This window comes from Nonomuraea sp. NPDC005650 (assembly GCF_040605375.1).
In the GTDB taxonomy this organism is placed as follows: Bacteria; Actinomycetota; Actinomycetes; order Streptosporangiales; family Streptosporangiaceae; genus Nonomuraea.
Map to the genome: position 1 here is coordinate 97,435 of NZ_JBEXCR010000025.1, position 18,866 is coordinate 116,300.

Consider the following 18,866-nt stretch of genomic DNA (forward strand, 5'->3'; position numbering starts at 1 on the left):
ATCGATCTCAGCTTCTGGGACAAGCCTTTACACGGTGACACCGTCTCCACCTGTGATGACGCGCTCGAGCGTGGCCGGGTCGAACACCTCGTCGCCCAGCAGCTGCCCGTTGAGCAGCACCGTGGGCGTGCCCTGGAGCCGTACCTTCGCGGTCTCCTCCAGATGGGCCTGAGCGTACGACTGCGACCTGACGCACTCGTCCACCGACGCCCCCGCCTGCCGGGCGGCCTTGACCAGGTCCTCGACGGCGAATCCGGACGCCTTGCCGTGCGGCGCGGGCTGCATGGCGTACAGCTCGTCCCTGAAGGTGAGCCAGTTCTCCTCGGGGACGCAGCGGGCGGCAGCGGCGGCGCGGACGGAGTTCGAGCGCATGGGCTCGTCCTGGAAGATCGTCACCGGGTGGAAGACGACCTTGACCTTGCCCTCCATGGCGAGTTTCCTGATGGTGCCGTCTACCTTGGCGTGCAGGTCCCTGCAGACCGGGCAGTCGAAGTCCTCGTACAGGTCCAGCACGGGGGCGTCGCCGCCCCGGTCGGCGAGGACCATCGAACCGTCCACCTGCCGGGTCAGCCGCACCCCCTCGGACGACCGGCCCGGCTCCGAGAACGACAGCACCCCGAGTACGGCGATGGCCACGCACGCGAGCGCCACCGCCAGCAACCGCTTCATCATCAGCCCACTCTCACCTCGTTGATCGCGCAGACCCTATCCGATGTCGGAAGAATGGACATATGAAGGCATACCTCCTCGATCCCGCTGTAGCACGATACGTCTCTGCCCACACCACGCCGCCCGACCCCCTGCTGGACGAGCTGGCCAAGGAGACGGCCCAGGCCACCGGGGACGCCGCCGGGATGCAGATCTCCCCCGACCAGGGCACCTTCCTGACCATGATCACCCAGCTCGTGGCGCCGCAGGTGGTCGTCGAGGTGGGGACGTTCACCGGCTACTCGTCCGTCTGCATCGCCAGGGGCCTGTCCGGCGGGCGGCTGCACTGCTTCGACGTGAGCGAGGAGTGGACCTCCATCGCCCGCCGCTACTGGCGCGCGGCCGGGGTGGACGACCGCGTGACGCTCACGCTCGGGCCCGCGCTGGAGACGCTCGCCGCCTTCGACCAGACCGTCGACCTGGCCTTCCTCGACGCCGACAAGGGCAACTACCCCGGCTACTACGAGCTGCTCATGGAGCGCCTGCGGCCCGGCGGGCTGATCGTGGCGGACAACACCCTGCGCAGGGGCCACGTGGCGGACCCGGCGCACGAGGAGCAGACCACCGTGGAGATCCGGCAGTTCAACGACCTGGTGATGGACGATCCGCGGGTGACCGTGCTCATGCTGCCGGTCGCGGACGGGATGACCCTGATCAGGAAGAACTAGGCGGGGCGGCCGGGCCCTCGCGGACCCGGCCGGCCCTACTAGACGATCTTGTGGATCCAGTTGTGGGTGTCGGGGCGGGCGCCGTACTGGATGCCCACCAGCTCCTCGCGCACCCGCAGCGTCACCGGGCCGGGGTTGCCGTCGGCGACGCTCCAGGCGCGGTCGGCGCCCTTCACCGTGCCCACCGGCGTGACCACGGCCGCCGTCCCGCACGCGAACACCTCGGTGAGCTCCCCGGACTCGCACCCGGCCTGCCACTCGTCGACCGAGATGAGGCGCTCCTCGGCCTCCAGGCCCAGGTCACCGGCCAGCGCCAGGATGGAGTCCCTGGTGATGCCGGGCAGCAGGGTGCCGGTCAGCGCGGGGGTGACGAGCTTGTCGCCGAAGACGAAGAACAGGTTCATCCCGCCCATCTCCTCGACGTACTTGTGCTCGTGGGCGTCCAGCCACACCACCTGGTCGCAGCCGTTCTCCACCGCCTGCCGCTGCGCGACGAACGCGGCCGCGTAGTTCCCGCCGCACTTGGCGAAGCCCGTGCCGCCGGGGGCGGCCCGCGTGTACTCGGTGGACAGCCAGACGGAGACGGGCTTGAGCCCACCCGTGAAGTACGAGGCCGCCGGGGAGGCGATGACCATGTACTTGTACGACTTCGACGGGTAGTTGACCCCGAGCCCCGCCTGGGTGGCGATCATGAAGGGGCGCAGGTAGAGGCTGTGCCCCTCGGTCGTGGGCACCCAGTCCTTGTCGGTCTCCACGAGGAGTTCGAGCGACTCGACGAACGCCTCCTCCGGCAGCTCCGGCATGGCCATCCGGGCCGCGGACTGGTTGAAGCGGGCGGCGTTCGCGTACGGGCGGAACGTCACGATCGAGCCGTTGGTCTGGCGATAGGCCTTCAGCCCCTCGAACAGCTCCTGCGCGTAGTGGAAGACCGAGGTGGCCGGGTCGAGCGAGAGCGGGCCGTACGGCACCAGCCTGGCGTCGTGCCAGCCCTGCCCGTCGGTGTAGTCGATCGAGATCATGTGATCCGTGAAGGTCTGCCCGAAGCCGGGGTTCGCCAGTACCTGCTCCCGCTCGGCCGCGGTGCGAGCGTGGTCGGATAGCTGCACGTCGAAGCTGAGCTTCTGAGCGATGGTCATGACGTCGGTCCTTCTCTCTGCGAATCTGCCCAAATCTACAGAAATCTGTGGATCGGTGCTGATGGGCGGGACTGCCCGGAGGACAGTCCCGTACTTCCTATTGTCTCGCCATATGGGATGGCAAGCGGCCAATGGGGCGGTCGGCCCTTTTGGGCGCAAAAAAGCGCCTGGCGGCCCTCTTCGGACCACCAGGCGCGCAGGAGGCTAGGCGGTCCTAGCCGGATACTCGCGCGGTGATGTCGTCACCGATCTCGTGAGTGGTGCGACCCGCCCAGCCGGCCAGCCGCTCGAGGATGTCCTCGGCGACCGCCTGCTCGACCTTGGCCGCCTCGGCGTGCAGGCCGAGGTGGTCGAGGAGCATGGCGACGGACAGGATGGTCGCGGTCGGGTCGGCCTTGCCCTGGCCGGCGATGTCGGGCGCGCTGCCGTGCACCGGCTCGAACATGCTCGGCGCGGACCGCTCGGGGTTGATGTTGCCGCTGGCGGCCAGGCCGATGCCGCCGGCGATGGCGGCGCCCAGGTCGGTGATGATGTCGCCGAACAGGTTGTCGGTGACGACCACGTCGAACCGCTCCGGCTGGGACACGAAGAACATCGAGGCCGCGTCGATGTGGCAGTAGTCGGTCGTGACGTCGGGGTATTCCGCCGCGAGGCGGTTGACCGTGCGCTGCCACAGGTCACCGGCGTAGGTGAGGACGTTGGTCTTGTGGACGAGCGTCAGCTTCTTGCGCGGCCGCGCGGCGGCCTTCTCGAACGCGTACCGCACCACGCGCTCGACGCCGTAGGCGGTGTTGAGCGACTCCTGGGTGGCGATCTCATGCGGCGTGCCGCGCCGCATGGCGCCGCCGGTGCCCGCGTAGAGGCCCTCGGTGCCCTCGCGGACGACGATCATGTCGATGTCGTCGGCCGTCGTGTCGGCCAGCGGGGTGGCCACGCCGGGGAACAGCTTGACCGGGCGCAGGTTGACGTAGTGGTCGAACTCGAAGCGGATCCGGAGCAGCAGGTCGCGCTCCAGGATGCCCGGCGGCACACTGGGGTCGCCCACGGCGCCGAGCAGGATCGCGTCGTAGCCGCGCAGCTCTTCGAGCACGCTGTCGGGCAGCGTCTCACCGGTACGGTGATAGCGTGCGGCGCCCAGGTCGTAGTGGGTGGGCTCGAACTTCGTGCCAACTGCCTCCAGGACCTTGAGCCCTTCGGCCACGACCTCGGTGCCGATCCCATCGCCGGGGATGACGGCCAGACGGATGTTACGCGACTCCATGGGCGGTACCTTACCGCGTCGTCTCGCCTGACGAACACTTCATCTCATTTTTCGGACGCCCACTTTGTCCGTATTGCGGTTTTTTGACCGTTTCGTTAAAGTCACCGACCAGCCTAATCCGCGCAACCGTTGCGTGGAGTCGGGGACCCACTTCCCCCTGGGGCGAGTCGGCATCCCCATGCCGTAGGGCTACTTCCAGGCCCGAGCCCGTCAGCTAACCCGGCCGGCCGCATGGAAGGACAGTCCCCTGTCTCGAATCGCCATCGTCCTGGCGGCGGGCACCGCCGGGCTCATTCTGGCCACCCCAGCCCACGCCACAGCCGCCCCCGAGAACCCCACCACTCTGACCGGCGCCGAGATCAAGAAGATCCAGGAGAAGCAGGCGCCGAAGCCCGCCTGGAAGATCGCCCTCAAGTTCGCCATGAGCAAGCGCGGCACACCGTACGTGTGGGGCGGCGCCAGCCCGAGCGGATACGACTGCTCCGGGCTCATGCTCAGGGCGTACGAGCACGCCGGGATCGAACTGCCCCGCACCGCGGCCGAACAGTACTCCGCGTTCGGCCGGAAGATCTCCTGGAAGCACCTCAAACCCGGCGATCTCGTCTTCTTCCACGACCTCGGGCACGTCGGGATGATCTCCCGGCCCGGCTACATGGTCCACTCGCCGCACACGGGTGACGTGGTCAAGGAAGAACGCCTGAGTCAATGGCGCCGGGACTCCTTCGTGGGCGGCGTCCGCCCCGACCCCAAGGGCGTACGGCTCTGGTCCAAGCTCCAGAAGCAGCGCGAAGACACGCCCACCACGCTCACGGCCACCCTGTAGCGGGCGCCGGCGTCCGCCTCCCCACGGGCGGTCAGGGGAGGCGGGCGTCGAAGATGAGGTCCCAGGCGCGGGTCCTGGCGTGGGCCACCGCGCCCAGCAGGACGCCGCTGTCGCCCAGCGTGCTGGCCACCACCGACGGCCGCAGCGGGCCGAGCTCGGCGATGCGGCTCTCGATGGCCGCCCCCAGGAGGTCGAGGTTGCGGCCCACGCCGCCGCTGAGCACGATCACCTCCGGATCCAGCACGGCCGCGACCGCCACCAGCAGGCCGCCGATGCGACGCCCCTCGGCCTCCACCACCGAGCGGGCCACGCGGTCGCCGGAGGCCGCCGCGGCGAAGACCTCCTTGGCCGTGCCCAGGGTCAGGCCGGCGGCACGGGCGGCGCGGACCACGCCGGGCGCGGCGGCCACCGCCTCCGTGGCGCCGTGGGCCAGGGCGTCGTCGGCCGGTGGCGCCGGGTCCTCGGCCGCGGGCACGTACGAGACCTCCCCCGCCGCTCCCCTGGCGCCCACGTACAGCTCGCCGTTGATCACGATGCCCATCCCGACGCCGGTCCCGATGGACACCAGCGCGAAGTTCGACTTGCCGCGCCCCTCCCCGTGCACGTGCTCGCCGACGGCGGCCAGGTTGATGTCGTTCTCGATGACGAGGTCGACCTCCAGCGCGGCGCGCAGGCGCTCGGCCAGGTCGGGGCCGGGCAGGTTGGGGGCGAACTCCAGGCGGCCGAGCGCCGGGTCGTACACGCCGGGCGACCCGACGACGGCGCAGGCGATGGCGGGCCAGTCGGCCTCGGCCTCGCGGGCGGCGGCCCGGCACAGCTCCCCGACCAGGACGGCCAGCTCGGCGGAGGTGCGGGCGGTGTTGCGCAGGTCCGTACGGCCGGCGAAGGTCCCGCGCAGGTCGGCGACGGCGACCCGGATCCAGTCGCGCCCGATGTCGACGCCGGCGACGTGGGTGGCGGCGGCGTTGACGTCGTACAGGGACGTGACCGGCCCTGGGCGGCCGGAGACCTCGCCGACGAGGTGAACCAGCCCGTCCTCCTCCAGCCCGGCCAGGGCCGCGGACACCGTGGGCTTCGACAGGCCGGTGATCTTGGCGAGGTCGGCGCGCGAGGCGGGGCCGTGCTCCTGAAGATGGTCGAGCAGGCGGCGCTCGTTCAGCACTCGCAGCAGCCGCGGATTACCCAGGTCGCCCCGCATCTCACCCTCCCTTGAAGAAGCAAACCCTAGCCAACTCGCCTGATAGTAAATTACCTTTCTTACCAAGCACAGGGGCGGCACATCCGGAAGGACGAAGTGCGATGCACCGAGCATGGCGATCAATCCCTGTCGCGGCGGTCCTCCTGACCGCCGCCTGTGGGAACACCGGCGGCAGCACCGGCGCCACCACCACGACCACGCAGGGCCAGGGCCAGGGCGGCAAGACGATCGCGCTGTTCCTGCCCGAGTCCAAGACCACCCGGTACGAGGCGTTCGACCGCCCGCTGTTCGAGGCGAAGGTCAAGTCGCTCTGCCCCGACTGCAAGATCCTCTACAGCAACGCCGAGCAGGACGCCCCCAAGCAGCAGCAACAGGTCGAGGCCGCGCTCACCCAGCAGGCCGACGTGCTGGTGCTCGACGCCGTGGACGCCAACGCCGTGGCCCCGCTGGTGAACCAGGCCAAGCAGAAGAAGGTCCCGGTCATCGCCTACGACCGGCTGATCTCGGGCATCGACTACGCGTACTACGTCTCGTTCAACAACGTACGGGTGGGCGAGATGCAGGGCCAGGCGCTGCTCGACGCCATGACCGCCAGGGGCACGGCGGCCAAGGGCCAGATCGTGATGATCCACGGCTCCCCCACCGACCCCAGCTCCGCCGACTACAAGAAGGGCGCCAAGAGCGTGCTGGACGGGAAGGTGAAGGTCGGCAGGGAGTTCGACACGCCGGACTGGAGCCCCGACAAGGCGCAGCAGGAGATGGAGCAGGCCATCACCGCGCTGGGCAAGGACACCGTCACGGGCGTGCTGTCCGCGAACGACGGCATGGCGGGCGGCGCGATCGCGGCCATGAAGCGCGCGGGCTACAAGCAGCTCCCGCCGATCACCGGCCAGGACGCCGAGCTGGCCGCCGTGCAGCGCATCCTCACCGGCGAGCAGTACATGACCATATATCTGGACATCAGGGCGGAGGCGGAGAAGTCCGCCGAACTCGCCGTCGCCGTCGCCAAGGGCGAGCAGCCCGTCGCCCCCGTCAAGGTCAACAACGGCGCGGCCGACATCCCGGCGTTCCTCCTCGATCCCATCCCCGTCACGGCGGACAAGGTCAAGGACACGATCGTGAAGGACGGCTTCTACACCGCCGCCCAGCTCTGCACGGGCGAGGTCAAGGCCGCCTGCGAGAAGCAGGGCATCCAGTAGATGCTCTCGGCGACAGGGATCTCCAAACGGTACGGCGCGGTCCAGGCCCTCGACGGGGCCGGCCTGGACCTGCGCGCCAGCGAGGTCGTGGCCCTCATGGGCGACAACGGCGCCGGCAAGTCCACGCTGGTCAAGGCCATCTCGGGGGTCGTGACGCCGGACACCGGCACGATCACCGTGGACGGCTCGCCGGTCAGGATCGCCAACCCGCACGACGCGCAGGCCCTCGGCGTCTCGACCGTCTACCAGGACCTCGCGCTCTGCGAGAACCTCGACGTCGTGGCCAACCTCTTCCTGGGCACCGAGCGCCGCCGCGGCTCGCTGCTGCGCCACATCGCCATGGAACGCGCGACCCGCGACCTCCTCGGCCAGCTCGACGTGCGCATCAGGGACATCAGGGTGCCGGTCGCCATGCTGTCGGGCGGCCAGCGGCAGTCGGTGGCCATCGCGAGAGCGCTCATCGGCGAGCCCCGGCTGGTCATCCTCGACGAGCCCACGGCGGCCCTGGGGGTCGAGCAGACGGCGCAGGTGCTGGCGCTGATCGGGCGGCTGCGCGAGCGCGGGCTCGCGGTGCTGGTCATCTCGCACAACCTCGCCGACGTGCGCGCGGTGAGCGACCGCGTGGTGGTGCTGCGGCTGGGCCGCAACGCCGGTGAGTTCCGTACGGCCGACGCCTCCCAGGAGGAGATCGTGGCCGCGATCACGGGGGCAGGGGCATGACCGACACGCTGGTACGCAGGCCGTACACGCCGAAGGTCGCGGTCGAGCGGCTGCGGCAGGGGGACGTCGGCGCGTGGCCGGTCGTCGGCGGGCTGATCGCGATCGCGATCGTGTTCAGCACGCTCAACGACCGCTTCCTGTCCCCCGAGAACCTCACCAACCTCGTGCTCCAGATGGCCGCCACCGGCACGATCGCGCTCGGCATCATCATGGTGCTGCTGCTCGGCGAGATCGACCTGTCGGCGGGCTCGGTCAGCGGCCTGTGCGCCACGATCATGACGATCGTCCACGTCAAGCAGGGCTGGAACCCGCTGCTCGCCATCCTCCTGGCGCTCGCCGTCGGGGCGGCGATCGGGTTCCTGCACGGCGTGATGCTGACCAAGCTGCGGATGCCGTCGTTCGTCGTGACGCTGGCCGGGCTGATGGGCTGGCTCGGCCTGCTGCTCTACCTGCTGCGCCAGGGCGGGACGATCAACCTGCCGTTCACCGGGTTCATCTCGAAGCTGAGCGACACCTGGCTGCCGGGCTGGCTGGCGTGGACGGTCGCGGCGGGCCTGGTGGCCGTGTCGGCGGGCGCGTCGCTCGCGGTCAGGAGGCTGCGGCTGGCCGCCGGGCTGCCGGTGGGGCCGCTGTGGTGGTCGCTGGCGAAGGCGGGCGGGCTCGCGGTGCTGCTCGCCGCGGCGGTGCTCGTCATGTCGGCGGACCGCGGCGTGCCGCTCCTGCTGATCATCTTCGGGGCGCTGGTGGTGCTGCTCGACCTCATGCTGAGGCACACCACGTTCGGCCGGCACCTGTACGCCGTCGGCGGCAACGCCGAGGCCGCCAGGCGTGCCGGCATCAACGTCACCAGGATCAGGATCCTCGCGTTCATGCTGGCCTCCACGCTGGCGACGGCCGGGGGCATCCTGGCCGCCAGCCGCCTGTCCGCCGTCAACCAGGGCTCGGGCGGCAGCGACATCCTCCTCATGGCGATCGCCACCGCGGTCATCGGCGGCACCTCGCTGTTCGGCGGGCGCGGCCGGGCCTACGACGCGCTGCTCGGCGTCCTGGTCATCCAGGCCATCTCCAACGGCATGTACCTGCTCAGCGTGGACTCCTCCGTGCGGTTCATGGTGACCGCCGCGGTGCTGGCGCTGGCCGTGGCCATCGACTCGCTCGCCCGCAGGGGCGCGGCCCGATGACCCGGGTCCTGGGCATCGACGTGGGCGGGACGAAGGTGGCCATCGGGGTGTCCACGGCCGACGGACCCTCGCTGTCCGCCCACGTCCGCCTGGACACCGGCCCCGAAACGCTGGCGCGGGCGCTGGCCGCGGCCCGGGCCCTGGACGGCGCGCCCGCCGCGGTGGGCTTCTCGACGTGCGGGGTGGTCCGCGACGGCGTGGTCCGGCTCGCCCCGAACGTCCCCGGCTGGGAGGGCCTCGAACTGCCGCGGCTGCTGGAGGAGGCGTACGGCGCCACCCCGGTGACCATCGACAACGACGTGAACGCGGCGGCGGCGGCCGAGCTGCGCTGGGGCGCCCTGCGCGGGGTCACCACGGGCCTCTACCTGAACCTGGGCACCGGCCTGGCGGCGGCCCTTATCGTGGACGGCCGGGTGGTGCCGGGCGCCCACGGCGCGGCCGGCGAGATCGGCTACCTGCAGGTGACGCCGGGCGAACCCGCCTTCGCCGACGGCCGGGTGCCCCTGGAGGAGCGCGTCTCGGGCGGCGCGCTGGCCGCCCGCGGCGCCGCCGTCCTGGGCCGCCCCGTCACGGCGGCCGAGCTCCTGGGCGAGGGTCAGGCGCGGGAGCTGGTGGACGAGGCGCTGCGGACGCTGGCCATGAGCGTGGCGAACCTGTGCGTGATGCTCGATCCCGAGCGCCTGGTGGTCGGCGGCGGCATGATGGGCGCGGCGGACCTGATCCTGCCGAGGCTGGCGGCCGAGATAGGCCGGGCGGTGCCGTTCCCGCCGGAGGTGCGCCCGGCCCACTTCACCGACGACGCGCCGCTGCTGGGCGCGCTGGCGCTGGCCCGCGCGGCGGTAGCGTAGAGGTATGGCACCGGAGAAGGTGCACCTCACCGGGGAGAAGGCCACACTGCTCGCCACCCTGTACGGGCGGGCGCTGGACGCGCGGTCCCCGCGGCCGATCCTCGGCGACGACCTGGCCGCCGAGACGGTCGGGCGCATCGACCACGACTTCACCCGGACCGGGATGAACGCCGTCCTCGCGACCTCCGTCGCGCTCAGGGCGCGTTTCATCGACCGCTGGGCGGCCGAATACCTGGCCACCCATCCCGAGGCCACCGTGCTCCACCTGGGCTGCGGCCTCGACACCCGCGTCCACCGGCTGGACCCGCCGCCCACCGTCCGCTGGTACGACGTGGACTACCCCGACGTCATCGAGCTGCGGCGACGACTGTTCCCCGAGCGGCCCGGATATCGCCTGATCGGCTCGTCGGTCACCGACCTGGGGTGGCTGGAGCAGGTCCCGGGCCACGCCCCTGTGCTGGTCGTGGCCGAGGGCCTGCTCTACTATCTCGACCCCGGCGAGGGCCGGGCCCTCATCAGGGCGATCGTCGAGCGCTTCCCCGGCGGCCAGTTCGTCTTCGACGCGGTGAGCCCGCTCGGGCTCAGGACGCAGAAGTTCAACGGGCCGGTACGCAAGGCCGACGCCAGGCTGGTCTGGGGCATCGACGGCACCCGCGAGCTACTGGCGATCCATCCGGATCTGCGCTGCCTGAGCGCGGTGAGCGCCTTCGACATCGAGGGGTTCGACCGCCTGCCGGCGCCGTACCGCGTCGCGGCCCGGGTCGCCGGGCTGCTGCCGGGGGTGAAGCGGGCGGCGGTGTTCTACCGGCTCGGGTTCTGAGGGGCGCCGCCGTTGTCCCTGCGGTCCAGGGCGGTCTGCAGGGCCTGCGCGGCCTCGTCCTCATGCTCCTCGGCACGGTTCCAGGCATACATCTCGTACATGTGACTCATCTCTTTTCGCGAGCGCGTTCCAGAGGGGGCCGGATCCCGGTCGCGAACCCGACCGGGCCTGTCTCTCGTGGGGTCCGGGTCACGGACCGGACGAACGGGACTTATTGGCCGACACACCACGACGCACCGCGGCGAGTCGTCGACCTGCCCTAACAGGCCCCGCCGCGGCAGGTAATAAGTACGAGCACCTGGCGCATTACCAGCAACAGTACCCCAGCAATCTCATTGGATGTCCTACTATCTCGCATGCTAAGACGAGAAAGGCCGCCACCCGAATCCGGGTGGCGGCCTTCAGACGGGGCAGGAGGCTCAGCCCTCCAGGTCCACGGAGCGGCCGCTCTCGGCGCCGATCTCGTTCCCGATCTGGTCGATCACGTCGGCCGGGATCGCCGAGTCGACGGTCAGCGCGATGAGCGCGTTGCCGCCCTTGGTGGAACGGGCCACCTGCATCGAGGCGATGTTGACGCTGTGCTCGCCGAGGAGGCGGCCGACCACGCCGACGATGCCGGGACGGTCGGTGTAGGTGAAGAACGCCAGGTGGGCCGTCGGCTCGATCTCCATCTCGTAGCCGTTGACCTCGACGATCTTCGTGATCTGCCGCGGGCCGGAGAGCGTGCCGGACACCGAGACCTGGCGGCCGTCGGCGAGCACGCCGCGCACGGTCACCACGTTGCGCCAGTCGGGGCTCTCCGAGCTGGTCACCAGCTCCACGTTGAGACCGCGGTCCTTGGCCAGCAGCGGCGCGTTGACGTAGGTGACCTGCTCCTCGATCACGTCGGTGAACACGCCCTTGAGGGCGGCCAGCTCGATCACCCGCACGTCCTCGGAGGCGATCTCGCCGCGCACCTCGACGTCGAGCTTGGTGGCCACCTCGCCGGCCAGCGCGGTGAACACGCGGCCGAGCTTCTCGGCCAGCGGCAGGCCCGGCTTGACGTCCTCGGCCACCACGCCGCCCTGGACGTTGACCGCGTCCGGCACGAACTCGCCCGCGAGCGCCAGCTTCACGCTCCGCGCGACCTGGGTGCCGGCCTTCTCCTGGGCCTCGTGCGTGGAGGCGCCCAGGTGCGGCGTGATGACGACCTGGTCGAGCTCGAACAGCGGGCTGTCGGTGCAGGGCTCCTTGGAGAACACGTCAAGGCCGGCGCCGGCGACGCGGCCCTCCTTGATCGCGGCGTACAGCGCGCCCTCGTCGATGATGCCGCCGCGGGCGACGTTGATGATGCGCACGGACGGCTTGACCTGGTGCAGCTCCCGCTCACCGATGAGACCGACGGTCTCCTTGGTCTTCGGCGGGTGCAGCGTGATGAAGTCGGACCGCTTGAGCAGGTCCTCGAAGCTGACCAGCTGGGCGCCGAGCTGGGCGGCGCGGGCCGGAGGCAGGTACGGGTCGAAGGCGATGATCTCGACGCCGAACGGCTGCAGCCGCTGGGCCACGAGCTGACCGATCTTGCCGAAGCCGACGATGCCGACGACCTTCTCGTCGAGCTCGACGCCGGTGTACTTGGAGCGCTTCCACTCACCGTTCTTCAGCGCGGAGTGGGCCTGGGCCGTGTTGCGGGCGCTGGCCAGGATCAGGGCGACCGTCTGCTCGGCGGCGCTGGTGATGTTGGACGTCGGCGCGTTGACGACCATGACGCCCGCCTTGGTGGCGGCTTCGACGTCGACGTTGTCGAGGCCGACCCCGGCCCGGGCGACCACGCGCAGCTTCGGCGCAGCGGCGATGGCCTCGGCGTCGACCTGCGTGGCGGAGCGGACGATCAGGGCGTCCACCCCGGCGAGGGCGGGCAGCAGCTGGGAACGGTCGGCGCCGTCGGTGTGGCGGACCTCGAAATCAGCGCCGAGTACGGCGAGGCCAGCCTCGGACAGCTCCTCTGCGACCAGAACGACGGGCTTGTTCACTGGTGTGGATCCTTAGCAGCACGGCGGGCACTCGGGGGACACGTCCACGGATCCCCCGACGGTCCCACTGAGTCTATCCGGGGCTTGTGAACGCGTTCACGAGGCACCCACGATGTGAGACAGCTCCGCCCTACCCCCAGGGGAAGAAACTCATCCACTTCGCGTACATCTTTGTCTTGATCGGGAGATTTATTCGCCATTAGCCTGATAAGCCGTGGCCGAGTACCTAGGGTTCGTCTTATGAGCATCGGGAATCCTGCGCTTGCCGACGTGCTCGCTCAGCATGGCAATCCGCATCGCCTGCTGGGCGCTCTCGCCGACGGTGGAGTCCTGGTGGCAGTCCGTCCAGACCGCTCGGTCGTCCTCGGGACGACCCAGGCCGGAGACCGGGTGTTGCTCGGTTACACCGGCGCTGCCACCTATGCCAGGCACCGCGGCAGTCATTCCCTGTCGGCGTGCGACGCCGACACCATCCTGGACATCCAGCGCGTCACCGGCGTGCGGGAGATCGTGATCGACGCGGCCGGACCAGCCGCCGCGGCTGTGCCCATCGACGACCTCCAGCGCTTCATGTCCTCCACGCGCACGGGGCCCACGCCCGTCCTCTCGGGGACGGTGCCGGCCGCGTACGCGACGGGGGCGATGGCGACCGTGTCACGCGGTGCCGCGCTGGCCCAGGTGGCACCTCCGAGTCCGCACGCGCCCACGCTGCCGTGGGTGCCCGCGCCCCGGCCGCACCTGTCGGGGCCCATGCAGCAGGTGGACCCCGGTTACCGGCGGTGCACGCATCCGATCCTGCCCGCGCTGCGGCAGGCCATCGGGATGCTGCTCATGGACTTCCCGCTCGTGCATCACGTCTGGATCTCCGAGGCGCGCACGGCGTCCGGGGCTCCGGGGATCATGCTGCACGTGAAGGTGCACATGTCGGCCGCCGAGGACGTCGTACGCGACCTGCACCGCCTGGTACGCGCCCGGCTGCCGCAGTTCGCGGCCTCCGGGGCGCCGATCCTCATGGCCAGGGTGGCGGACTCGCGCAGCGAGCGCAGGATGATCGAGATCGGCGCGCACGTGGTGTGCGCGAACGTCATCGACTGACGCGTCCGTACCCGCCGGGGCCCGGGTGACCGGGCCCTGTGGCATGGGGAAAGTGGGCCCTCCCGAACAAGCTCTCGCTCGGCTTCAATGAGAGCATGATCACACCGACGGTGAACGCGCCCACGGTCTCCAGGCGCGTGCGCCTCGGCTACGGCGTGGGGTCGTTCTGCACGGCCACGGTCAGCACCGTGCCCGGCCTGCTCCTGCTGTACTACATGACCAATTTCCTGGCCGTGCCCGCCTGGCTGGCCGGGGTCGTGGTGACCGCGCCCAAGGTCTGGGATCTGATCATCAACCCGATGATCGGCCGCTGGTCGGACCGGACCCGGTCTCGGCTGGGCCCCCGTCGTCCCTGGCTGCTGGCGGGCGCGTGCACGCTGCCGGTCATGTTCTTCCTGGTGTTCGCGGGGCCGCCGCTGACGGGCGTGCCCGCCGCCCTGTACGTGGGGGCGTGCTTCCTCGCCACGGCGACGGCGTACGCGCTGTTCGAGGTGCCGTACAAGGCGATGCCCGGCGAGATGACCCACGACTACCACGAGCGCACCTCGCTGCTGCAGTGGCGCATGATCTTCATCGGCGCGGCCACCGCGGTCAGCGGCGTGCTCGCCCCGGCCGTCGTCACGAGCCAGGGCGAGCACGGCACGCTGGACAGCTACCGGCTGATGGCCACGATGATCGCGGTCATCCTGTTCGTCTCCATGCTGGGCTCCTTCTTCGGCACGGCCCGCGCTCCCATGACCGGCGCGCCGGAGGCGGACCGGGGAGGGTTGCGCGAGCAGCTCGCCGCGATCAAGGGGAACCGGCCCTTCCTGTGGCTGACCGTGCTGTCCTGCACGCAGATGCTGGCCGTGAGCATGATGCTGGCCGCCGCGCCGTACTTCGCCGCGTACACGATCGGCTCGCCGAAGGCCACGCAGACGCTCTTCGCCGCGCTGGTCGGCCCGATCCTGCTGACGATGCCGCTGTGGGTGCGCCTGGCCAAGCGCTTCGACAAGCGGGGCGCCATGATCCTGGCGGCGATCCTGTACGGGGGCGGCACCACGGCGGCCATCGCCACGCCGATCTTCGGCTCCGTGTGGGCGCACGTGACGATCCTGCTGGTCGGCGTCGGCTACGCGGGCGTGCAGCTGCTGCAGTTCTCGATGCTGGCGGACGTGATCGCGGCGGACGCCGCCCAGACCGGCAAGCGGCGGGCGGGCGTGCTGACCGGGCTGTGGACGGCCATCGAGAGCGGCGTCAGCGCGTTCGGCGCGCTGATCTTCGGGGTGATCCTGTCGATCGGCGGCTTCATCGAGTCCGAGCCGAGCAGGCCGGTCGAGCAGCCCGACAGCGCGGTGACCGCGGTCCTGATCGGGCAGACCGCGGTCCCCGCGCTGATCATCTTCCTGTCGGTGCTGATGACGCTGAAGTACCGGCTCACGCCACCCGTCGGGCCGGCACCAGACGCGTCCGCGTGAACAGCCCGGCCGCCAGCGCGGCCAGCAGGGGCAGCCCCACCACGACCCCGGCCAGGAAGAGCCAGGGCACGGAGATCGTCGTGGCTCCCGGGTTGAGGAGTTCCAGGTTCCCGTGATTCCGGCGGGTCAGCGGCCAGGTCAGCGCCAGGCCGCTGACGGTGCCCGCCACCAGGCCCACGAGCGCGCCGAGGCCGGAGATGTAGGCGGCCTGGGCCGCCACCACGAGCCTGCGGACCCGCGCGGTCCCGCCGACGGCGGACAGGGTGTCCAGGTCCTGGCGCATGTCGGCGGCGGCCAGGCCCGTGGCCGCGAACGTGCCGCCGAGCACCAGGACCAGCGCGGACGCGAGCAGGATGACCAGGGTCACGAAGAGGTCCTTGGCGCGGCCCTCCTCCACCATGACGGAGGCCTTCTCCCCGATCACGGCCCTGATCTCGGTGGACAGACGCTGCTCGTCGACAGATGTGTCCGCCGCGTAGAGAACCCGCTGCGCGACCTTGAGCCCCGCCGCGGCCAGCGCGGCCGGCGAGATCACCACGCCCCCTTGACCGGGCTCGGCTGCCGCCGCCACGGCGGGAACCTGGAAGGTCTTGGCCGGCTTCTCCCCCCCGTCTTCGATCCGCAACGTGATCATGCCGTCGCGGACCAGGCCGGGATTGAACGCCACGGCCTTGCCGGCCGCCAGTGCCGCCACCGCCTGCGGATCCCTGCGTTTCTGGAGGAAGGCGAGCACCTCTTCGTCCGCCACGGGCACGGGGCTGAACAGGTAGTCGGGAGGGGTGCACCTGCCCTCGCAGTCCCCCTGCCAGTCGACCAGCAGAGGCTGGGGCCTGCCCCGCGCGTCCGTCGCCTCCAGACCGTCGACCAGGCGCACCCCCGGCAGCTTCTGCTGGACGAGCGCCCGCACCCGCGCCCACCCCTGATCGTCCAGCTCCCAGGCGCGGACCACCGTGGTGCCCGCGGGGATGATCGAGCCGCGTCTCGCCTCCTGGCTGACAAAGGCGCTGTTGACACCGATGCCCAGCGTGACGGCGCCCATGGTGGCCGCCATGACCGCGGCGGTGGCGGAGGCCGTACGGACGCGGTGGCGGGAGGCGTCGCGCACGGACAGTCGCAGCGGGAGCGGCAGCCGGCCGGCGAGCCGTCCCGTGGCCTGGACCAGCCACGGCATCAGCGCGACGAGCCCGAGCACCACCGACGTCGCGGCCAGCGCGATCGACAGCGTGCCCCGGTGCAGGGCGAACCCCGTCGCGGCCAGCCCGAGCAGCACCAGCGCGGCCCCGAGCACGGGACGGCCCGCGCGGCCGGGCGTGTCCACCGCGGCGCGCCCGGCCAGCACGTGCACGGGGCTCTGCCGGCTCGCCTGGATCGCGGGCACGATCGCCGCGGTCAGCGCGCTCACCACGCCCAACACGGCCACCCCGAGCACCTGCGCCCACGGCACATCCGCCGGACCGTGCGTCCAGTCCAGCAGGCGGGCCGCGAACCACTCCGCCACCAGCCCGGCCCCGATGCCCAGCCCGGCTCCGAGCAGGGCCGCCACGCCGCCGAGCACCAGGCCGTCGGCCAGCACGATCGTCTTGAGGTGCCGCCCGGAGCCGCCCTGCGCGGCGATCACGGCGAGCTCCCTGCGCCTGCGGCGCAGCCCGACCGCGAACGCGGGGCCCGCGAGCAGGACGGTCTCGGTCACGACGAGCACGACGGCGACACCCAGCTCGAGCAGCCCGTGCAGGTCCCGTGACCCGAAGTCGTCGGCGCCGGAGCGCTCGATCAGGACCCGGGACTTGACGGCCAGGCCCGCCTTGTTGAGCCTCTGCACGTCCGTCCACTGGACGGGGGCGGCGGTGTCGATGAGCCAGCCGCTGTCGTTGCCGTCGTTCTGGTGCGGGAGCAGCCCTTCCGGCAGGGCGAGCATCTCGCGCATGCCGGGCCGGTTCGGGTGCTCGGCGACCCCGACCACCCGCACGATGCGGTCCGGCCGCCACGTCTTGATCGTGTCGCCGATCCGCACACCCCTGTCGACCAGCGCGGGGGACACGGCGACCTCGCCGGGCGCGGCGGCGAACCTGCCCTCGACCAGGCGGCGCATCCCGCTCGTCAAGGGGTCGCGCAGGTCGGTTTCGAACACGTCCACCCGGTCGTAGCCGTCCCGCAGGCGGGCCTCCACGATGCTCGCCTGGTAGCGGAGCAGGCGTCCCTGGAGCAGCGTGCCGATCTCGGCGGGCGTCCACGGCCGCTCGGACCGCGGCACCTCGCGCTGATCGGCGATCTCTCCGTCCGTGCTCTGCTCGATCGGGGTGCGGAACGGACGCGTGTCGATGCGGGCGTCGGCCGCCCCCAACACCGAGTCCAGCTTGTCGCGGGCGGTGATGCTCGTGGTGGCGGCGGCGGTGAGCGCCGCCGTGATGACCAGGACGGGCAGGCCGATCATCACCATGATCAGCGCGGTCCGGCCCTTGAAGCGCAGGGCGTCCCTGCGGGAGATGCGCAGCGCGGCGCGGAACGCGCTCATCGCGCGCTTTCCAGCCGTACGGCGCTCGACTCCACGACCGCGCCGTCACGCAGGTAGACCACCCGGTCGGCCCAGCCCGCGTAGCGCGGTTCGTGGGTGACCAGCAGGACCGCCGCGCCCGCGTCGCAGCGGGTGCGCAGCAGTTGCAGGATCTCGTCCCCGGTGGCGGTGTCGAGCGCGCCGGTCGGCTCGTCGGCCAGCAGCAGCCGCCGCTCGCCGACCAGCGCCCTGGCGATGGCCACGCGCTGGCGCTGCCCGCCGGACAGCTCCTCGGGGAAACGGTCGGCGACCTCGCCTGCCCCCACCTCGGCGAGCACGGCCAGCGCCTCATCGCGGGCCTTCCCGAAGCGGACGCCGTCGAGTTCCCTCGGCAGCATCACGTTCTCGGCGGCCGTCAGGGACGGGATCAGGTTCAGGTCCTGGAAGACGTACCCGACGCTGGTGCGCCGGAGCGCGGCCAGGTCCTTCACCCTGGCCAGGTCCTCGCCCTCGATGGTCACGGTCCCCGACGTGGGGCGGTCGAGACCGCCCGCCACGTTGAGCAACGTCGACTTGCCCGAGCCCGATGGGCCCATCACCGCGACCAGTTCCCCCGCCGCGACCTCCAGGCTCACCCCCTTCAGGGCGTGCACCTGGCCGTGCTCGCGGGTCACGTCCCGCAAACTCACCACAGTCATTGCTCTTGCTCCTTGGACATCTGCTTGGAAACGGCCTCGCAGTGGTCCAGCCAGCGCTGCTCCGCCTCGGCCTTGAAAATCAGCGAATCGAGGACCAGCCGCTGTGCGAACCCGCCTGCCGCGGCCCGCTTGGCCCGGGTCAGCTCCTGCAGCCCGCGCATGGTGGCCACGCGCTGGGTCTGGATGACCTCGGCCACGTCCAGGCCGCCGGCCACGGCCATCGCGATCTTGATGGCCAGCTCGTCCCGAGGCCGGTCGGTCTGGGCGACGGGGGTGCTGAACCATCGCTCCAGCTCCTCCCGACCGGCCTCGGTGATCGTGTAGACCGCGCGGCCCTGCTCGTCGGCTCCCCCTGGGGCCACCAGGCCGTCGCGCTCAAGCCGGGAGAGCGTCGTGTAGACCTGGCCGATGTTCAACGGCCAGGTCGCCCCCGTCGACGCCTCGAACTCCACCCTGAGCTGGTAGCCGTAGCGCGGTCCGCTGCTCAGCAACGCGAGCAGTCCGTGTCTGATCGACATGGATACTGAGTATGCATACCGAGTATGCCCATTGCA

The 18,866-nt window shown here is 71.0% G+C and carries 17 protein-coding genes and 1 riboswitch; of the genes, 9 read left to right on the forward strand and 8 right to left on the reverse strand.

Annotated features, from left to right (window positions below; translation table 11 throughout):
• Nucleotides 1-27: 27 nt before the first annotated feature.
• The gene (locus ABZS69_RS37725; RefSeq protein ID WP_355380548.1) at nt 28-672 is read right to left on the reverse strand and encodes a thioredoxin domain-containing protein; all 645 of its coding nucleotides are present in this window, start codon (nt 670-672) and stop codon (nt 28-30) included.
• A gap of 59 nt (nt 673-731) precedes the next feature.
• Here ABZS69_RS37725 and ABZS69_RS37730 point away from each other — a divergent pair, with 59 nt between their 5' ends.
• The gene (locus ABZS69_RS37730) at nt 732-1,376 is read left to right on the forward strand and encodes an O-methyltransferase (protein ID WP_355380550.1); all 645 of its coding nucleotides are present in this window, start codon (nt 732-734) and stop codon (nt 1,374-1,376) included.
• Between the two features lie 38 nt (nt 1,377-1,414).
• Here the strand turns inward: ABZS69_RS37730 and ABZS69_RS37735 are convergent, their stop codons facing one another.
• Both ABZS69_RS37735 and ABZS69_RS37740 read right to left on the reverse strand, forming a co-directional pair.
• Nucleotides 1,415-2,512, reverse strand: a complete 1,098-nt coding sequence (locus ABZS69_RS37735) for a branched-chain amino acid aminotransferase (RefSeq protein WP_355380552.1) — start codon at nt 2,510-2,512, stop codon at nt 1,415-1,417.
• Between the two features lie 214 nt (nt 2,513-2,726).
• Complete coding sequence (locus ABZS69_RS37740; RefSeq protein WP_355380554.1) at nt 2,727-3,773, reverse strand: 3-isopropylmalate dehydrogenase; 1,047 nt, start codon at nt 3,771-3,773, stop codon at nt 2,727-2,729.
• Nucleotides 3,774-3,873: 100 nt separating this feature from the next.
• Nucleotides 3,874-4,017, forward strand: a riboswitch (cyclic di-AMP (ydaO/yuaA leader).
• A gap of 177 nt (nt 4,018-4,194) precedes the next feature.
• Here ABZS69_RS37740 and ABZS69_RS37745 point away from each other — a divergent pair.
• The gene (locus ABZS69_RS37745) at nt 4,195-4,596 is read left to right on the forward strand and encodes a C40 family peptidase (protein WP_355380556.1); all 402 of its coding nucleotides are present in this window, start codon (nt 4,195-4,197) and stop codon (nt 4,594-4,596) included.
• A gap of 31 nt (nt 4,597-4,627) precedes the next feature.
• Here the strand turns inward: ABZS69_RS37745 and ABZS69_RS37750 are convergent, their stop codons facing one another.
• Nucleotides 4,628-5,794 carry an ROK family transcriptional regulator gene (locus tag ABZS69_RS37750; RefSeq protein ID WP_355380558.1) on the reverse strand — a complete coding sequence of 389 codons (1,167 nt, stop codon included), beginning with the start codon at nt 5,792-5,794 and terminating at the stop codon, nt 4,628-4,630.
• Nucleotides 5,795-5,895: 101 nt separating this feature from the next.
• On the opposite strand from ABZS69_RS37750, the gene ABZS69_RS37755 reads away from it, so the two are divergent.
• Genes ABZS69_RS37755 through ABZS69_RS37775 form a run of 5 tightly spaced genes read left to right on the forward strand, consistent with a single transcriptional unit; the run spans nt 5,896 to nt 10,562 of the window.
• Entirely contained in the window at nt 5,896-6,993 is a 1,098-nt protein-coding gene (locus ABZS69_RS37755; RefSeq protein ID WP_355380560.1) for a sugar ABC transporter substrate-binding protein, read from the forward strand.
• Nucleotides 6,994-7,713, forward strand: a complete 720-nt coding sequence (locus ABZS69_RS37760; RefSeq protein WP_355380562.1) for an ATP-binding cassette domain-containing protein — start codon at nt 6,994-6,996, stop codon at nt 7,711-7,713.
• Nucleotides 7,710-8,894: a sugar ABC transporter permease gene (locus ABZS69_RS37765; protein WP_355380564.1), complete on the forward strand. Its 1,185-nt coding sequence runs from the start codon at nt 7,710-7,712 to the stop codon at nt 8,892-8,894. Before ABZS69_RS37760 ends, ABZS69_RS37765 begins: the two co-directional genes overlap by 4 nt.
• Nucleotides 8,891-9,742: an ROK family protein gene (locus ABZS69_RS37770; RefSeq protein ID WP_355380566.1), complete on the forward strand. Its 852-nt coding sequence runs from the start codon at nt 8,891-8,893 to the stop codon at nt 9,740-9,742. Before ABZS69_RS37765 ends, ABZS69_RS37770 begins: the two co-directional genes overlap by 4 nt.
• A 4-nt stretch (nt 9,743-9,746) precedes the next feature.
• Nucleotides 9,747-10,562: a class I SAM-dependent methyltransferase gene (locus ABZS69_RS37775; protein ID WP_355380568.1), complete on the forward strand. Its 816-nt coding sequence runs from the start codon at nt 9,747-9,749 to the stop codon at nt 10,560-10,562.
• 419 nt (nt 10,563-10,981) lie between these two features.
• On the opposite strand, the gene serA is transcribed toward ABZS69_RS37775, so the two are convergent.
• A complete protein-coding gene (gene serA, locus ABZS69_RS37780) occupies nt 10,982-12,571 on the reverse strand; it encodes a phosphoglycerate dehydrogenase (RefSeq protein WP_355380570.1) in 1,590 nt (529 codons plus the stop codon).
• 333 nt (nt 12,572-12,904) lie between these two features.
• On the opposite strand from serA, the gene ABZS69_RS37785 reads away from it, so the two are divergent.
• Nucleotides 12,905-13,666, forward strand: coding sequence for a hypothetical protein (locus tag ABZS69_RS37785; RefSeq protein ID WP_355380572.1), 762 nt, complete (start codon nt 12,905-12,907; stop codon nt 13,664-13,666).
• 95 nt (nt 13,667-13,761) lie between these two features.
• Nucleotides 13,762-15,123: an MFS transporter gene (locus ABZS69_RS37790; RefSeq protein ID WP_355380574.1), complete on the forward strand. Its 1,362-nt coding sequence runs from the start codon at nt 13,762-13,764 to the stop codon at nt 15,121-15,123.
• On the opposite strand, the gene ABZS69_RS37795 is transcribed toward ABZS69_RS37790, so the two are convergent.
• Genes ABZS69_RS37795 through ABZS69_RS37805 form a run of 3 tightly spaced genes read right to left on the reverse strand, consistent with a single transcriptional unit; the run spans nt 15,083 to nt 18,830 of the window.
• A complete protein-coding gene (locus ABZS69_RS37795; RefSeq protein WP_355380576.1) occupies nt 15,083-17,635 on the reverse strand; it encodes an FtsX-like permease family protein in 2,553 nt (850 codons plus the stop codon). The genes ABZS69_RS37790 and ABZS69_RS37795 overlap by 41 nt on opposite strands.
• Complete coding sequence (locus ABZS69_RS37800) at nt 17,632-18,312, reverse strand: ABC transporter ATP-binding protein (RefSeq protein ID WP_355380578.1); 681 nt, start codon at nt 18,310-18,312, stop codon at nt 17,632-17,634. The genes ABZS69_RS37795 and ABZS69_RS37800 overlap by 4 nt, the downstream gene beginning before the upstream one ends.
• Complete coding sequence (locus tag ABZS69_RS37805) at nt 18,309-18,830, reverse strand: PadR family transcriptional regulator (protein WP_355380581.1); 522 nt, start codon at nt 18,828-18,830, stop codon at nt 18,309-18,311. The genes ABZS69_RS37800 and ABZS69_RS37805 overlap by 4 nt, the downstream gene beginning before the upstream one ends.
• Between the last annotated feature and the right edge of the window lie 36 nt (nt 18,831-18,866).

What these genes read in the sequence shown, in the direction of transcription:
- ABZS69_RS37725 (WP_355380548.1), bottom strand. Translation starts at nt 672, where the DNA reads ATGATGAAGCGGTTGCTGGCGGTGGCGCTCGCGTGCGTGGCCATCGCC.
- ABZS69_RS37730 (WP_355380550.1), top strand. Translation starts at nt 732, where the DNA reads ATGAAGGCATACCTCCTCGATCCCGCTGTAGCACGATACGTCTCTGCC.
- ABZS69_RS37735 (WP_355380552.1), bottom strand. Translation starts at nt 2,512, where the DNA reads ATGACCATCGCTCAGAAGCTCAGCTTCGACGTGCAGCTATCCGACCAC.
- ABZS69_RS37740 (WP_355380554.1), bottom strand. Translation starts at nt 3,773, where the DNA reads ATGGAGTCGCGTAACATCCGTCTGGCCGTCATCCCCGGCGATGGGATC.
- ABZS69_RS37745 (WP_355380556.1), top strand. Translation starts at nt 4,195, where the DNA reads ATGAGCAAGCGCGGCACACCGTACGTGTGGGGCGGCGCCAGCCCGAGC.
- ABZS69_RS37750 (WP_355380558.1), bottom strand. Translation starts at nt 5,794, where the DNA reads ATGCGGGGCGACCTGGGTAATCCGCGGCTGCTGCGAGTGCTGAACGAG.
- ABZS69_RS37755 (WP_355380560.1), top strand. Translation starts at nt 5,896, where the DNA reads ATGCACCGAGCATGGCGATCAATCCCTGTCGCGGCGGTCCTCCTGACC.
- ABZS69_RS37760 (WP_355380562.1), top strand. Translation starts at nt 6,994, where the DNA reads ATGCTCTCGGCGACAGGGATCTCCAAACGGTACGGCGCGGTCCAGGCC.
- ABZS69_RS37765 (WP_355380564.1), top strand. Translation starts at nt 7,710, where the DNA reads ATGACCGACACGCTGGTACGCAGGCCGTACACGCCGAAGGTCGCGGTC.
- ABZS69_RS37770 (WP_355380566.1), top strand. Translation starts at nt 8,891, where the DNA reads ATGACCCGGGTCCTGGGCATCGACGTGGGCGGGACGAAGGTGGCCATC.
- ABZS69_RS37775 (WP_355380568.1), top strand. Translation starts at nt 9,747, where the DNA reads ATGGCACCGGAGAAGGTGCACCTCACCGGGGAGAAGGCCACACTGCTC.
- ABZS69_RS37790 (WP_355380574.1), top strand. Translation starts at nt 13,762, where the DNA reads ATGATCACACCGACGGTGAACGCGCCCACGGTCTCCAGGCGCGTGCGC.
- ABZS69_RS37795 (WP_355380576.1), bottom strand. Translation starts at nt 17,635, where the DNA reads ATGAGCGCGTTCCGCGCCGCGCTGCGCATCTCCCGCAGGGACGCCCTG.
- ABZS69_RS37800 (WP_355380578.1), bottom strand. Translation starts at nt 18,312, where the DNA reads ATGACTGTGGTGAGTTTGCGGGACGTGACCCGCGAGCACGGCCAGGTG.
- ABZS69_RS37805 (WP_355380581.1), bottom strand. Translation starts at nt 18,830, where the DNA reads ATGTCGATCAGACACGGACTGCTCGCGTTGCTGAGCAGCGGACCGCGC.